This is a genomic window from Novosphingobium taihuense (assembly GCF_007830315.1).
Taxonomy (GTDB): Bacteria; Pseudomonadota; Alphaproteobacteria; order Sphingomonadales; family Sphingomonadaceae; genus Novosphingobium; species Novosphingobium taihuense.
In genome coordinates this window covers 514,720-529,748 of record NZ_VLKJ01000001.1, presented here as the reverse complement: position 1 = coordinate 529,748, position 15,029 = coordinate 514,720, and the positions used below count along the sequence as shown (strand labels likewise).

Annotated in this window: 14 protein-coding genes and 1 pseudogene; 2 read left to right on the top strand and 13 right to left on the bottom strand. The window is 62.4% G+C overall.

What is annotated here, in order from left to right; all coding sequences use genetic code 11:
- Window positions 1-162: 162 nt before the first annotated feature.
- The gene (locus IQ25_RS02405) at window positions 163-2,625 is read right to left on the bottom strand and encodes a TonB-dependent receptor (RefSeq protein WP_158637652.1); all 2,463 of its coding nucleotides are present in this window, start codon (window positions 2,623-2,625) and stop codon (window positions 163-165) included.
- Between the two features lie 52 nt (window positions 2,626-2,677).
- Window positions 2,678-3,322 (bottom strand): GntR family transcriptional regulator, encoded by a 645-nt coding sequence (locus tag IQ25_RS02400; RefSeq protein ID WP_144901860.1) that lies wholly within the window; start codon window positions 3,320-3,322, stop codon window positions 2,678-2,680.
- Between the two features lie 649 nt (window positions 3,323-3,971).
- On the opposite strand from IQ25_RS02400, the pseudogene IQ25_RS02395 reads away from it, so the two are divergent.
- Window positions 3,972-4,082, top strand: a pseudogene (locus IQ25_RS02395) (sugar phosphate nucleotidyltransferase); the annotation flags it as partial.
- Here IQ25_RS02395 and IQ25_RS21290 read toward each other — a convergent pair.
- Complete coding sequence (locus IQ25_RS21290; protein WP_276509781.1) at window positions 4,051-4,377, bottom strand: sugar transferase; 327 nt, start codon at window positions 4,375-4,377, stop codon at window positions 4,051-4,053. The pseudogene IQ25_RS02395 and the gene IQ25_RS21290 overlap by 32 nt on opposite strands.
- Window positions 4,378-6,066: 1,689 nt before the next feature.
- Here IQ25_RS21290 and IQ25_RS02385 point away from each other — a divergent pair.
- Window positions 6,067-6,585, top strand: a complete 519-nt coding sequence (locus tag IQ25_RS02385) for a c-type cytochrome (protein ID WP_144901858.1) — start codon at window positions 6,067-6,069, stop codon at window positions 6,583-6,585.
- Window positions 6,586-6,654: 69 nt separating this feature from the next.
- Here the strand turns inward: IQ25_RS02385 and hemA are convergent, their stop codons facing one another.
- From hemA to bchL, 10 genes are read right to left on the bottom strand one after another with little or no spacing between them, the layout of a single operon-like run.
- Window positions 6,655-7,875, bottom strand: a complete 1,221-nt coding sequence (gene hemA, locus IQ25_RS02380) for a 5-aminolevulinate synthase (protein WP_144901856.1) — start codon at window positions 7,873-7,875, stop codon at window positions 6,655-6,657.
- A 47-nt stretch (window positions 7,876-7,922) separates the two neighbouring features.
- A complete protein-coding gene (gene puhE, locus IQ25_RS02375) occupies window positions 7,923-8,702 on the bottom strand; it encodes a putative photosynthetic complex assembly protein PuhE (protein WP_144901854.1) in 780 nt (259 codons plus the stop codon).
- On the bottom strand, window positions 8,696-9,790 hold the full coding sequence (gene acsF, locus IQ25_RS02370) for a magnesium-protoporphyrin IX monomethyl ester (oxidative) cyclase (RefSeq protein WP_144901852.1): 1,095 nt from the start codon (window positions 9,788-9,790) through the stop codon (window positions 8,696-8,698). The genes puhE and acsF overlap by 7 nt, the downstream gene beginning before the upstream one ends.
- Window positions 9,787-10,077, bottom strand: a complete 291-nt coding sequence (locus tag IQ25_RS02365; RefSeq protein WP_144901850.1) for a hypothetical protein — start codon at window positions 10,075-10,077, stop codon at window positions 9,787-9,789. The genes acsF and IQ25_RS02365 overlap by 4 nt, the downstream gene beginning before the upstream one ends.
- Window positions 10,074-10,571: a photosynthetic complex assembly protein PuhC gene (puhC, locus tag IQ25_RS02360; RefSeq protein ID WP_144901848.1), complete on the bottom strand. Its 498-nt coding sequence runs from the start codon at window positions 10,569-10,571 to the stop codon at window positions 10,074-10,076. Before puhC ends, IQ25_RS02365 begins: the two co-directional genes overlap by 4 nt.
- Window positions 10,568-11,194: a photosynthetic complex putative assembly protein PuhB gene (gene puhB / locus IQ25_RS02355; protein ID WP_144901846.1), complete on the bottom strand. Its 627-nt coding sequence runs from the start codon at window positions 11,192-11,194 to the stop codon at window positions 10,568-10,570. The genes puhC and puhB overlap by 4 nt, the downstream gene beginning before the upstream one ends.
- Complete coding sequence (gene puhA, locus IQ25_RS02350; protein ID WP_144901844.1) at window positions 11,191-11,955, bottom strand: photosynthetic reaction center subunit H; 765 nt, start codon at window positions 11,953-11,955, stop codon at window positions 11,191-11,193. Before puhA ends, puhB begins: the two co-directional genes overlap by 4 nt.
- A 34-nt stretch (window positions 11,956-11,989) precedes the next feature.
- Window positions 11,990-13,414, bottom strand: coding sequence for a BCD family MFS transporter (locus tag IQ25_RS02345; RefSeq protein WP_144901842.1), 1,425 nt, complete (start codon window positions 13,412-13,414; stop codon window positions 11,990-11,992).
- Entirely contained in the window at window positions 13,414-14,133 is a 720-nt protein-coding gene (gene bchM, locus IQ25_RS02340; protein WP_144901840.1) for a magnesium protoporphyrin IX methyltransferase, read from the bottom strand. The genes IQ25_RS02345 and bchM overlap by 1 nt, the downstream gene beginning before the upstream one ends.
- Window positions 14,133-15,029: a ferredoxin:protochlorophyllide reductase (ATP-dependent) iron-sulfur ATP-binding protein gene (gene bchL / locus IQ25_RS02335; protein WP_144901838.1), complete on the bottom strand. Its 897-nt coding sequence runs from the start codon at window positions 15,027-15,029 to the stop codon at window positions 14,133-14,135. Before bchL ends, bchM begins: the two co-directional genes overlap by 1 nt.

Here is a 15,029-nt window from a genome sequence, read left to right as displayed (position 1 = left end):
TGGCACCCGCCACCTCGCTGTCATTTGGCAGGATCACTGCGACTCGACCTCCATCAATCGGAACTTCGCGGCAAGGGGCGTGTGCGTTGCCTCGTCCCATCGTGGTGAAAAGCCTGCCTCCGGTTGACAGCGAGGGGCACGAAACCATGGCGTCATGTCCACTCAGTAGTTGAAGGACAGCCGCGCACCGAACGAGCGTGGCGTGTTCAACGTGGCAATGGGCAGAATGAAGAACGGCACGATCTGCGTTGCGTAGCGCTTGTCGAATACGTTGTTCACAAAAGCGGAAAGCTCCCAGCGATCGCCGCCGGTGGCCACCCGCAAGTCCAGTTCCTGCCAGGCCTCACCCTTGAACTGGTCTAGAGCCTGGTTTGTCTCCTGAAAGAACGTTGCGGACTGGAAACGCAGGGTAGCGCTGGCCGACACCTTGCCATAGCTGACTGGCAGCTCATATCCCGCCATGACGTTGCCCTGCCAGCGTGGCGCCCGCGTCAAACGGTTGCCTGCGACAGAAACAGCCGAAGGCGTCTGCAATGAACCCATGTTGATCGTACCAAGCGCATCGGGAAAAGCGTTGAGTGTGCCCCGGCGGATCTTCGCGTCAGTGAATGCACCATTCACACCCAACGTCAGGCCCGGGATGGGCTTGGCCAGCAGTTCGATCTCGACACCCTTGATCCGCGCTTTCTCGACCGGGACGATAGCTACCCCCCCCGTGTTGACGGCCTGGCGAATCTGCAAGTTCGAGTACTCTGACAGAAATGCCGTCATATTCAGGCGCAGCCGCCGCCCGAAGAACTCATTCTTGGTGCCGACCTCGAAGTTATCGATGGTTTCGACCGGCACGTCGAGCGGGACGATTGGCGACGAAGCTGGCGTAGCGAAGTTGTTGAAACCGCCTGCTGTAAATCCGCGGGACCAGCTGGCGTAAACCATGCGGTTCGCGCTCGGCTTGAAATCGAGAACGACACGCGGCGTGACCTCTTCGTCAGAGCGCGAGCAGCTTGTGCCAATACCGATCTGTACGAGAGTCGGACAGTTCAGCGCGACACCTGCGTTGAGCGTGCGGTCGACGCTTGGGCGCAGCGTCTTTGTAGTATTCACCACCTCTACGCTCTTGTCATCGCGCGTGTACCGAATGCCTGCCGTCAAAGAGATTTGCGGCGTGATGCTGTAAGTGCCGTCGGCGAACACGGCATAAATGTCGCGGTCCTGTGAGGTCGCAAATGCCAGGTCCAGTCCTGCTGCGCCAGATACCGGCGGAAGAGTGCCAGTAATCATCGGCGGCCCGCCCTGCTCGTTGACTATGCGAACGCTGCCATCGACCGTTTCTTTGGCGTAGTAGACTCCTGCCGTCCATTTGAAGCTCTCGCCCGAGCCCGCAATGCGCAGTTCCTGCGACCAGTTGGTAAACTTCTGGTCGGTTCCGTTCCAGCCCAGCGCAAACGTTGGCGCGCCGGTAGGGTTGAACATCCGGTAGTCTGCTGCGCCCGCCGAGTTGAGCGGCGTACGACCATTCCATGTCGCCAGTGTTGCTTCGCCCGGCAATGCGCCCGTCACCCAAGGCGTAGTGTCCTGCTGGCCGTTCACCCGGAAGCGACGGTAGCCCGAGATCGAGGTGACGGTGATATCATCGCTGGCTCGCCATTCGAGGTTCAGCGTCACGTTGTCCGATCGGGTTTCCGTGGAGACGTCACCGAGAACTTGAACAGTGCGGTTGTCACGCACGGTGGCATAATCGGTGCGGCGGACATGTGGCATGCCGGCGAACAGCCTTGCCCCGCCTGCGCCAAACCCGCTCAGGCTTATCGTGGCCAGTTGGAGCATGGCTGGGCGAGCGTCAGCGGTGGCATGTTCACCAATGAGATCAATGGTCACATCTTCGGACGGAGTGACCCGCAACGATGCGCGCACTGCCCGGGTAGTGCCGCCCCCGAACTTTCGCGAATCCACCGTGTTGCGCGCCCAGTCGCCTCCGCTGGTGTAAGATCCTGCAATGCGCAGGGCTACCTTTTCGGCGACGAGCGGGACATTCAGTGCACCGGAAAGCTTGACCTGCTCGAAGCTGCCATAGCCGATCGACCCATTGGCTTCGACACGCGCTGTATCGGGGCGCTTCGAGGAGATCAGCATGGCGCCTGCCGTAGAATTACGGCCGTACAATGTGCCTTGCGGACCACGCAGCACTTCGATCTTGTCAACGTCAAGAAAATCGGAGGTCGACTGACCCAGTGCGCGCACATAGACGCCATCGGCATATACGGCGACCGGCTGGTCGGTCAGCAGAGAACCACCTCCAACGGGGCCGCCGATGCCGCGAATGGCGATTGGCGCAAGGCCATAGCTGACGCTTTTCGACACAACGAGACCCGGGACGCTACCCGCCAGATCCTGCACCGACGCTATGCCTGCGCTGGCCAACTGACCGCCGCTGACAGCCGAAATGGCAAGAGGCACCGACTGCACTTTCTCGCTGCGATGCTGCGCCGTTACGACAATTTCTTCGATTGCCGAGGAACCCTCGTCAGTTGCCGTGGCCGCCGCATTTTCCTGCGCAATTGCTGCACCGGAAAGCAGGCAAAGCGCCACCGTCGCGGCCGAGGCCGCCCAAAGTCCTGTTCTCATAGTCATCCTCCCTGAAGGCCAGACTGCTAAGCAATCTTGGCCGATACTCCTGTTAGAATTCGGCGTTCGACAGTGCGTCGACGGTGATCATCATGTGCCGTTCAATGTGGGCGACAGCCGCGTCCAGATCACGGGCGAGGGCGTATTCGACCAGTTGCTCATGTTCTGCGATGTGGGCTTCTGCGCCAACATGCGGCACAACAATCAATCGCCGATATCGAAGATGCTGCTCTTGCAGCCTGTGCTGCAACATCATCAGGCGGGGCGAGCCGCAGGCTCCAATCAGCGCTGCGTGAAGTTCGTCATGCGCTGCTTCCCATTGCGAGAGGCCGTTATCCGTGTCGAAAGCAACAGCCGCAGTTCGGCGATATCGATGCATTGCGCCAACAACTGATGCTTCCCAGCGATCATCGCCCAGAGCGATTGACCGCCGCAGCGCTGCTCCCTCCACAGCGGTTCTTGTAACCGCGATGTCGAGCAAATCGGCTCGGCTCAATCCCTTTACGCGAAAACCCCGATTGGCTTCGAACTCCACAAGTCCTTCACCGACGAGGCGAGACAACGCCTCCCGGATTGGGGAGAAACCAACGGCAAAGCGGGCCTTGAGCTCCTCCATTCGCAGCCAACTGCCGGGCTCCATCGTGCCGCGCAGAATCCCGTCTCGCATAACGTCATCTAGGTCGGTTGCTTTGGCCATGAATCACGCTCGCTTTCCTACTGCACCGTTGATAGCGGTCATTAGCTACAATATCAATGATTTTCGAAAATGAGTATAATTTTAGATCTTGGATGAGTTTCTAGCTGGGAGCCATGCTCCGTCGCTTCAGAAGTTAGCCGAAGAATTTACTCTCTTCAGTCAGTGCGCGTGGCCTTTCCCGCAGTGCGTTATCGTCAACGTAGCTATTTGGTTGCCTGACTGCTCAGGTCACACCGAGCAGTGCGCACGTCACCGACGCTCGCTCATCCCATGATGCTTTTGAGCATCGGTGATGGCCTCCCATTAGGTCCCTAGCGTGCCCATTGATTTCCAGGACGGATGCTTCGACATCGCATTGTCGAACGTGAGCTTGGCAAGAAGGTTCTTCGGCTTCGCGTCTTCCGCCTCGGGTTGCCGAAGTCGAGGTGTCTGGGACACCTCCAGACCGCCGAGCAGCGACTCCGCATGTGGAATGTCGCTGAACTGATCCTTCGGAGGAGGCACTGCGCGTGCAATCTCGTGCCGACGTCACCCCTTTTGTTGTTGACCACCAAACTTTGTGCTGCGATGCACCATTTGTCCGTGCAGGCGTCGCTTTCGGCAAGTCAGAGTGCGCCGAAGTCAGGCATTTGGAAGGAACTGGGTTCTGATGGCGCGAAAAGGCATTATTCTGGCAGGCGGTTCCGGTACGCGCCTTTACCCGCTTACGCGCGGCGTTTCAAAGCAGCTCATGCCGGTCTATGACAAGCCCATGATATGGACATCTCGCCGCGCAGGACATTGAAAAGTTGAGGCAGTTCGTCGATGCTGGTGCGGCGGATGAAGCGTCCGATGCGGGTGATGCGGTCATCGTCCTTGCTGGCCGAGCGGTTGCCCGTGGCATCGAGCTTTTCGACGCGCATTGATCGGAACTTGAAGATCGGGAAGAATCGGTTGCCACGGCCGGTACGCTTCTGAACGAAGAAGATTGGTCCGCGGTCCTCGAGCTTGATCAGCAGCGCCACCAGCAGCAGCACCGGGGCGAGCGCCAGCACGGCCCCTCCAGCCAGCGTCATATCCAGCGCGCGCTTCACTGCGCGGGCACGCAGGCCCAGCGGTCCACTCGCCACGATCAACGCGCCGTAGTCCCGCTCGCGCCGAGCGCCTATTACGCCAAGCGTCCGCACTTCGGGGTCGACGATCTCGCCTGAGACATTGGCGCTCTTGAATACCAGCGCCCACGAAGTGCGTCGGTCGGGCGGGCAGCTCACCATCACACGGTCCATGTTGAGCATGTAGAGCCCGAGCCGGTCCATCATGTGCGGATCGCCAAGGTCGGGCGCAAGATGATGTTCGCGCGCGTCGATGTGGAAGGCGTGCGGGATGCGCAGAGCCACTCCGCCGTCGTCGATCAGCAATGTGTTGACCGCCGCTTCGCCGCAGCGCGCACGCGTCAGAGGACGAACGAGCGCTCGGACCCAAAGTAGCAGGGCCAGGCTCAAAGCCAGGCCAAGCATGGCGGAAACGCGGGAAAACTCCTCGGTGCTCTTGGTCGCAAAGCCGACGAAGAGCAGGACAGTCTCGGCGCTGATCAGTGAAAGGGTGGCGCGGCCACGTGCGAAGTTAGGCCGTCGCAACGCCTGCAGCGTGTAGACCTGAAGGCTGAGCGCCACCGTCCAGTAGATCGGCAGCATGACCTGGCTGTGCAGGAGCGAAGCCGGTTCAAGGAAGTTGCCGAGATAAAGCCAGCTGGCGGTGCCGAAGCCGCCCATGATTGCCACGCCGTCAAGCAGCAGCAGCGCCAGATACATTTGCAGCCGGCGCTGCTCCAGCGACGGCGCAAGCGGCAGCGTCACCCGCTTCCGGTCCTGCGACTGGCGCATCTCGTTTGCCGGGATGTGCAATGTCATCGCTTTAAGCTGCCCCTTGCGCTCTGGCTCACGAAAATCCGGACTGGAATACCCTGCCCAAACTCACGTTTGATTGGTTCCCTGTTGCGATCAACGCTCTTATTGTTGCACTGCGCAAAAATACCTAGTGCGGCCACGATAGCAAGTGCCAACCTGTCTCAAAGTGAGATCGGCCACACCACGCAACGGAAAACCGCCACGTTTCACCGTGCGTATACGTTTGCTATGGCCGTCGGTTCCTGAGTCACGGTCAAGCTTCCGATTCAGTTGCTTCCAAATAGTGTGCAGTGCAGCAAGAAAAGTCCGTTTAGCAGGGTTGGTCGCGGGTCTCCTCAGCCGAATTCCGGGATGTCTCGAATATCAGCCGGTCGATCGGATAGCGCTATGGTCTTGTAAGTGAACACAACGCCTCACGTTTTCGGGACGGATCTTTGGAACCGATCGGCTACTTTCCGGGAAAAAGACGAGGTATTCGCCCCTTCGCGCATGCGGGATATCCTGGCGGGAAAACCCAGCAAATTTTCAAACCGAGCAAGGTCTGTTGAACAATATCAAGCGTCCGCACCTGCATTCGAACGGCTGGGTTACTGCTTGGGAAGATGGAGCGCTTGCCAGAGCCGGCATTATAGAACAAACCTGATCAACCCGGAAGCACGACCTTTGATCATCAGCGCGAGACAAAGCCGACCAATGGCAATGTTGGCCTTTTGAGCACTGCGACTTGCACCCCTTGAGAGGCGAATTCTGGATTGGTTCCCAGCCCAAAATGCCGTGTTGCATGGTCTGGAAGGCCGTGTTTTACTCTCCCACCGTTCGATCCAGATGCGCTTCGAAACGGAACGAGGGTGGATGCATATGAAGCAAGCTTTTCAATATCTTGCGCTGACCACAGCGACCCTGCTCCTGGCTTCTTGCGGCGGCGGCGGCAGTGCTGACAAGACTGCGGACGACTCTGCGGCAAAGACCGCCGAGACGACTGCCGCCGCAGCGCCCGCGCCTGCAGCAAGCGCCGCAGCGCCGACTGCAGATTCAACCGACACGCTTGATGGCGCCACGCTTGCCTCGCTCACTGGTGATGCGGCGCACGGCAAGACCATCTTTACCCAGTGCAAGGCCTGTCACGCAATCGAGGCCGGGAAGAACATGATCGGACCGTCGCTTGCAGGTGTTGTTGGCCGAAAGGCTGGCACCGAGGCGGGATACACCTATTCTGCAGCCAACAAGAACAGCGGCATCACCTGGACGGCCGAGAAGCTTTTCCAGTACCTTGAGAAGCCCACGCGCGTGGTGCCGGGTACCAAGATGTCGTTTGCCGGCCTGTCCAAGGCTCAGGACCGCGCAGATGTGATCGCCTACCTCAAGGCACCGAATTGATCTGAACGCAATTGCCGAAAAAGGGGGCGCGAACCGCAAGGATCGCGCCCCTCTTCCATTGGGACGTCTTCAGGCTGCGGCGGAGCGGCGCGCCAGTTCGCACTGCGACCAGATGTCGCTCAGCGCATGGATCAGCTTGTCGACATCGCCGTCGCTGTGAACCGGCGAGGGCGTGATGCGCAGGCGTTCGGTGCCGCGCGGTACGGTCGGGTAGTTGATCGGCTGGACGTATATCCCGTGGTTGTCCATCAGCCAGTCGCTGATACGCTTGCACTTGTGCGGATCGCCCACCATCACCGGAATGATGTGGCTCGGGTTGGGCAGATGCGGAATGCCCATCGCGTCGAGCCTGCGGCGAACCGTCGCCACGCGCTCCTTGTGCCGCGCCCGTTCCATCTCGCTGGCCTTGAGGTGGCGGATGCTGGCCGCTGCGCCTGCTGCTAGGGCCGGGGGCAAGGCCGTGGTGAAGATGAAGCCGCTGGCAAAGGTGCGGATGAAATCGCACAGTGCGGTTGACGCTGCGATATAGCCGCCCATCACGCCGAACGCCTTGCCGAGCGTGCCCTCGATCACCGTGATCCGGTCCATCAGGCCTTCGCGCTCGGCAACGCCGCCGCCGCGCGGGCCATAGAGGCCGACCGCGTGAACCTCGTCGATATAGCTCATCGCCCCGTGCTTTTCGCAGACGTCGAGGATCTCGGCGATCGGGCCGATGTCGCCGTCCATCGAATAGACGCTCTCGAAGGCCACCAGCTTGGGCACGTCCGGCCCATATTCCGAAAGCAGCTGGTCGAGATGCGCGACATCGTTGTGGCGCCACACCCTGCAGGTCGCGCGCGAATGGCGGATGCCTTCGATCATCGATGCGTGGTTCAGGGCGTCGGAGAACACGACGCAGCCGGGAATCTTCGCGGCCAAGGTGCCGAGTCCTGCCCAGTTGGACACGTAGCCCGAAGTGAACAGCAGCGCGGCTTCCTTGTTGTGCAGGTCGGCCAGTTCCTGTTCGAGCAGCACGTGGTGGTGGTTTGTGCCCGAGATATTGCGCGTGCCGCCGGCACCTGCGCCGCATTCGTCGAGCGTGTTGTGCATGGCTTCAAGCACAGCCGGATGCTGACCCATGCCGAGGTAGTCGTTCGAGCACCACACCGTGACCTGCTCGGTCCGGTCGTCGACATAGCGCGTGGCATGCGGGAAGTTGCCGCAACGCCGTTCGATCTCGGTGAAGATCCGATAGCGCCCTTCATCCCGGACCGCGTCCAGCTCCCCCTTGAAGTAGGCTTCGTAATCCATGTCGTCGGTCCTCTTCGTGTGTTCTCGTTCGAGTTCGGCTTGTCGTATCAAGTGGCTGGGCGGCGTGTCGGCAAAGCCCACCCCCACAGCGCCCCGTCGCGGATCGGCAGGGCGAGAAACAGGTGTTCGAGCGCGCCCAGCGCGGCGAGCGCGAAGAGCAGGCTTGCGCCTGATGCACTGGCGCTGCCCTCGGGCGCATTGAGCGCGATCAATCCGAGCCACAAGGCGAGGCCCGAAGTCGCTGCTATCGCAAGAAAAAGGTCGATGCCCATCCGGCGCGGACCGAAATAGGTCTTGAGATAGGCGAGGTGCGGCGGGAAAATCTCGGTGCTCATGTTCGGCACGCCGAGGAAGATCACGATCTTGGTCGATAGCCGCATCGCCAGCAGCAGGGTAAACGTCATCGCCCCGATCTGGTTGGGCGCGTCCCAACTGAGCGAGATCAGGCCGATGGCGCTGAGCGCCAGCGCGATCTCGTGCCACGCTACCGCACTCACTGCATGGAAGAAGCGCTCCAGCCCGCGTGCGTCAACCGGGCAGGGCTCTCGCCTTGGCCCGGTGATCGCGCCGGTCAGGAAGGTGATCTCGTGCCAGGACCAGATCAGGATCGCCCCGGCAAAGGCCGCATAGACCCCGCCGAGCGTTGCCCTGTTCATCGACCAGGCCACGATTGCCAGCCCCGCGACGCCGGCAATCCCCGCCAGCATCAGGCTGCGCGGGAACGTGCGGCGTTCACGGTTGTCCGCCCAGGCGATCAGGCCGGTTGCAAAGAACCAGACCACGATCGTGGCGATCACCGGCAGGACATGGCCGGTCCAGCTTACCACGCGGGCTGCATCCGCACCGTGGCAGGCAGTTCGTTTGCACCCGGGCGCAGCAGGTACATCCGCGCGAAGTTGAACGCCGCTCCCGCAGCGCCCGAGGCTCGCAGCAGCGCGCCCGCAATGCCGCCGCGCTTCTTGCCTTCCTCGATCCGCCCGGCAGCCGCCAGCAGGCGGTTCATCGCCCGGCGGAAGCGTGGATCATTGGTGTCGAGCTCGACCGGGAAGACCTGGCGGCTGATCGCCGTGCAGATCTCGAACACGCGGTAGTCGTAGGTCTCGGGATCGAGGCCGAGCGCCTTGTGGAACACTGGCCGCGCATGATCGCGCACATACATCGTCGAATAGACCGCGACCAGGAAGAACCGCACCCACAGCTTGTTCATGCCGGTCAGCAGCTTCGGATCAGCGCGGAGCAGCAGGGCGAAAGCCTCCCCATGGCGGAACTCGTCGTTGCACCATGATTCGAACCAGTTGAAAATCGGGTGAAAGCGCAGCTCCGGGTGGGCCGCCAGCTGGCGATAGATCGCGATGTAGCGCGCATAGCCGATCTTCTCGGACAGATAGACCGAGTAGAAGATGAACTTCGGCTTGAAGTAATGATATTTCTTGGCCTTGGTCAGAAAGCCGAGGTCGATGCCGATCCCGGCATCCTTCAGCGCCTCGTTGATGAAGCCGGCGTGGCGGCTTTCATCGCGCGCAAGCAGCTTGAACAGCAGCTTCATGTCCGGGTTCTTGGTCCGCCGCGCCATCTCGGCATAAAGGATGCAGCCCGAGAACTCGGAGGTTAGCGAACTGACGAGGAAATCGATGAACTCGGCCCGCAGTTCTGGCTCCAGACCCTCGATGATCCCGGCAAAGCTGCCCTCGCGCTTGAAGTGCTTCTTGTTGGGATCGCTGACCATCTCGTCCATCAGCTCGTCCCACTCCTTGCGCACCAGCGAGACGTCTATGGAATCGAGCGCGGCAAAGTCGGTGGTATAGAAGCGCGGGCTGAGCACGGTTTCGTGGCTCGCCATCTTGTGCACGTCGGCCTTTGCCGGGGCTGACACCGGCGCAGCCGCTTGCGGACGTTCAAGAGCAATCGCGTTCATCTCAGGCTCCCAGGATTGAAGCTGACCTCATAGAGTTCGGTCAGGCCCAGATAGGCGATCAGACGTGTCCAGACCCGCAGCATGGGGCCTGCGCGGACGACGGTTGCCATCCGTTCGAACACGGCGTTTTCGCCAAAGGCCACGCGGATCGGATCACCATGGACACAGACCCGATCGCCGGGCTCGACGGCAATGTTTCCGGCGAGTTCGACATGCGCGTGGAAGTGCGCCTCGCTCTGCTCCACCGCGATGCGGCAAGGCACGTCGAAGGCGCGGCGGAGGATCATGCCTGATTTCCCTTCACGGCGGTTCCGCTGAGGAACCGCGCAAAGGCTGCCCGGTTGGTCGCGCCGAACGAGCCAAGCTCGATCGCACGGCCGGTCGCCGGGTCACGCAACGAGAGCGATCCGTTCTCCCACTGCGTCAGTTCGAAGGGGGCCGCTGGGCCGATCCCCTTCATCTTCCTTTCGCGAGCCATGCCGCGCATCACACCGCGCACGAACCCGCCACCATCACCTTCGCCGAGCATCACGGCGAGCGTCTCTCCGTTGTCGGAGTCTTTGACCATGACCGCACCGTCCGCCCGGTCTTCAAAGACCAGATGCCGCACTTCGACCGCAGCCACATTGGCCTTGGCCCTCTCGAAAGCAGGCACGGCCTCGCGGTCGAGCACGCCGACACGGACCATTGCGGTCAGCGCGAGGGTCGTCGCCACCAAGGCACCTGCCAGCAGCAGCGCCGGGCGAGGGACGGTGTTCTCATGGTCATGGACGAGACTCATGCCGCCGCTCCCTGCAAGCCGTGGTCACGCGCAGGGGCCGGACGCGGACGCTCGATCGCCATTGCTTCGTTCGGCACCACCGCGGCGCAGGCGCGTGCAAGTATGCTAGCCGCCACCTGGGCATCGGGCAGGGCTCGCAGCATCGGGCTCGGCTGAGCAAGCCGCCAAGGCCGGGCATGTGGCCAGAGCATCGCAAAGCCGAGGCGATGGCGTCCGACGATGTTCAGCGCGATGTCGCCGTGGTCACCGGGCTGCGGGCGCAGGTCGGCCGAGCCGATCATCGCCAGCGGCAGGTTCACGCATTTGTTGAGCGCAATGCCGATGCGCAGAACCACGCGGCGGTTGGTGATCGTATAGACCGTCGTGCGCGCCACGAGCACCGCGAACAGCGCCAGCAGGCCTTGCGTGATCGCGCCGCCCACCACCGCTGCCGCCGCGCCGACGAGCTTGCCACTGGCGAGGCCGAGCAGTGCGAGAACGGCGAAGTAGGCACTGATCCAGCGTGTGTGCAGCGCGCTGCGGGCGAATGTCCGCCACTCCGGCGATCCCTGCCAAAGGATGCTTTCGCCTGCCGGCAGGTCGCCGGGAAGCCCGCGGATCGGCTCGTGGTCATACTCGCTCATATCAGCGGTTCCAGACGATCTTCGTTGGCGTAGAGGTAGCCAGTGCCGAAGTAGGCGACGGTGCGCTCTTCCTCGTACCGGGTGATCTCGCCCGGATTGGCGGGGAAGGGGGCTCCGGCAAAGTCGGCAGCGTTGATCGCGCTGATGATCACCGTGTTCTTTTTCACCACGGCCATCGGCATCGGGGCGAGCACGGTCTTGGTGCCGGTATCGACCGCAAGGTAGCGCACCATGTGCTCGGCGCGGTCGACCCACAGATCGGTCACGACGCCAGCCTTGGCGCCATCAGCGCCATAGACCGGAAGTCCGCGCGGATCGGTGCTTGCCGAGGCCACGCTGATCTCTGGCACCAGGCCCATCGGCACGATGCGCGGATTGCCGTTGGCGTCGATGTCGGGCCACTTGGCGCGGTTGGCGTAGGAGCCGGGGCCGACACCCGCGGCAAACACGTCACCCACCGGCGAAAGCGGGGCTCCGCCGAAGTTCTCGCGCCGCTTGGCATTTACCTCGAAGTCATCGCGATTGCCGTTGGGGACCGAGACAGTGCCCTTGCCGAAAGGCAGGATGAACGTCTTCGGCGCCGCGGACGAAAGCGGTCCGCCGTCGGCCAGTGTCCGTCCGGTCAGGGCGTCTTCAAGCGGATAGCCTTCGCGGCGATCTTCGCGGCGCAGCCAGAAGACCAGCGCGATGAAGAAGCCGATGAATGTGATCATTGCGATCTGCGCGGCATCGATCGTGCCGACAATATTGCCAGTGCTCATAGGGGTGTCCTTCCCGTTCTCATGTGGCCCGGTCTCATGTGGGAAATTCCGTCAGTCCGAAGCGATTACCGACTTTCCGGGCGGCAGCCGGGGTCTGGCCCACAAGCGGGCCCAGCACGACGAGCGTGGCCAGCAGAAGGCAGATTTCGATGATGTAGATGGTGGCATAGCCGGTCGCGCGGCTGGCCAGCGTGTGGCCCAGTTCGTCCGACACAGCGAGGCTCGATACGATGTCGCGCAAGGCCCCGCCCATCGCGATGGCAAGGCCCGCAAAAGTCGTCTGCACAGCGCCCCATGCGCCGAGTGCAAGACCGGAGCTCTTTTCGCTCGAAAGCGCCATGGCCGAAGTCAGCGTACCCACGAGGAACAGGCCCGCTCCCGCACCGATGGCGGTTGCCCCAAGGCCCAACGTCAGCGGGCTCGCCAGCGGCGCTGCAAAGATCACCAGCATGAACGCGGCGATGCCGATCACCACGCCGAAACCGGCAATGCGCAAGGCATCTGTCCCGCGCCCGAGCCAGCGGCCCGAAAGGGTAAAGCCGATCAGCGCGCCGACCGACCAGGCACCGGTAAGCCCCGTCGTGGCGCCCACCGAAAGACCAAGGATCTCGCCACCATAAGGTTCGAGAAGCGCGTCCTGCATGGCAAAGGCGGTGGCACCAAGGCCCACAGCCACCAGCAGGCGCATCGTGATCGGCTCGGCCACGAAGGTCTGCCATACGTCGGTGAACGATGGGCGCAGCGTATCGGCCGAAGCGGTGGCGGCACTGCGCGCTTCCTGCTTCCACAGGGCGATCACGTTGAGCACGAAGGTCAGGACCGCCGCGCCTTGGATGACCTGAACTAGACGCGTAGGGCTGAAGTTGGCGAGTAGCCCGCCGATCACCATCGAAGCGACCAGCATCCCTGCCAGCAGCGACAGATAGAGCAGCGCCACCGCGCGCGGGCGGCGTTCATCGTCGACCAGATCGCCGGTCAGGGCAAGACCGGCGGTTTGCGTCGTATGCATGCCGAAGCCTGCCAGCAGGAAGGCAAATGCGCTCGCCGTCACGCCCACCGGGAACAGTGGGGGGCTGGCCATCAGCAGCAGTGCGAAAGGCATGATCGCAAGGCCGCCGAACTGCATCAGCGTGCCGAACCAGATATAGGGCACGCGCTTCCAGCCCAGTACCGATCGATGCACGTCCGAGCGGTGCCCGATCAGCGCGCGGAAGGGTGCGGCGAGCAGGGGAATAGCGATCAGTAGCGAGACCAGCCACGCCGGAATGCCCAGTTCCACGATCATCACGCGGTTTAGCGTACCGTTGAGCAGCACGGTCATCATGCCCACGCTCACCTGGAACAGTGACAGGCGCAGCAGGCGCGACAGCGGTATTTCGACGCTCGCCGCATCCGCGAACGGCAGCCAGGTGATCGCCACCCGGCTCCATTTTGCGGCAAGAGGCTGGCGTCCGGCCATCAGCGCTTCACCAGTTCCATCGCGTGGCTCTTGTAGAAGCCGCTGGAAACCCGGCCGCTGCGCACCACTTCCCAGTCCCCGAACTGTGCAAGCGCTGCGCGAAGCTCGTCCTCGGCAATCGGCACGATCGCGGGCGAACGGTTCGAACGCGGGAAGACCTTGCCCACCGTATGCATCGCACCCAGCAGCGGCGTGTAGGGTGCAAACGTGAACAGGATCGAGCCGCTGCAGCGCTGCATCAGCGCCGAAAGCGCCCAGACCATATCGGGCAGGGTGTAGTGGATCAGCGAATCCATCGCGACGATGTGGTCGAACGTGCCAAGCGAGGAATCGAGCATGTCACCCACCCGCCAGTTGATCCGTCCATGGCCAAGGTACGAAGGCGCGCGCTCGGCGGCGATGTTCACCAGCCCCTGCGCCACGTCGATGGCGGTGACCACCGCGCCCCGGCATGCGGCCTCGACGCTCAGGCTCCCCGTGCCGCACCCGGCATCCAGCACATCTCGGCGGCGCAGGTCTTCGGGCAGCCAGCTCAGCAGTTGCCCACGCATCTCGTCACGCCCGGCGCGCACCGTGGCGCGGATGCCGCTGACCTTGGCGTTCGAGGTGAGGTCGATCCACGCCTTGCGCGCCGTCCCGTCGAAGTACTCGGCCAGCTTTTCGCGCTGGTCGTGATAGCGGACCGGCGCAATCTGGTTTGGCGAAAACTGCGTAGCCATCACTCGAACCCCAGAAAGTCAAAGATATCGCGGTCTTTCATCGGCCGGGCTTCCACCGGCTCGACCCCGTCCCACAGCACTTGCGCCAGGCGCAGGTATTCCTGCTGCGCCGCGATCACCTCGGGCGAAGGCTCCATCTCGAACAGCGTGCACTTCTTGAGGCGGCTACGGCGGATGGCATCCACGTCGCGGAAGTGGGCAAGGCGCTTCATGCCGATGGCTTCGCTGAACCGGTCGATCTCGTCGGTCGCAGCCGAGCGGTTGGCGATCACGCCTGCAAGCCGCACGTTGTAGTTCTTCGCCTTCGCGCCGATGGCGGCAACGATGCGGTTCATCGCGAAGATGGAATCGAAGTCGTTCGCGGCCACCACCACCGCGCGCTCGGCATGCTGCAGAGGCGCGGCAAAGCCGCCGCACACCACGTCGCCCAGCACGTCGAAGATCACCACGTCGGTGTCTTCCAGCAGATGGTGCTGCTTGAGCAGTTTGACCGTCTGCCCGACCACATAACCGCCACAGCCGGTGCCAGCAGGAGGCCCGCCCGCTTCCACGCACATCACCCCGTTGTAGCCTTCGAACATGTAGTCTTCGGGCCGCAGTTCCTCGGCATGGAATTCCACGCCTTCGAGCACGTCGATCACAGTCGGGATCAGCTTCTTGGTCAGTGTGAAGGTTGAATCATGCTTGGGATCGCAGCCGATCTGCAGCACGCGGTGGCCAAGCTTGGAGAAGGCTGCGGACAGGTTCGACGAGGTCGTCGACTTGCCGATCCCGCCCTTGCCATAGACGGCAATCACCTTTGCGCCCTTGATCTCGTCGCGCGGATCCAGCTGGACCTGCACCGATCCCTCTCCATCCGGCTGGCTGAAGCGCGCCCTTGGGTCGAGCAGGTTCAT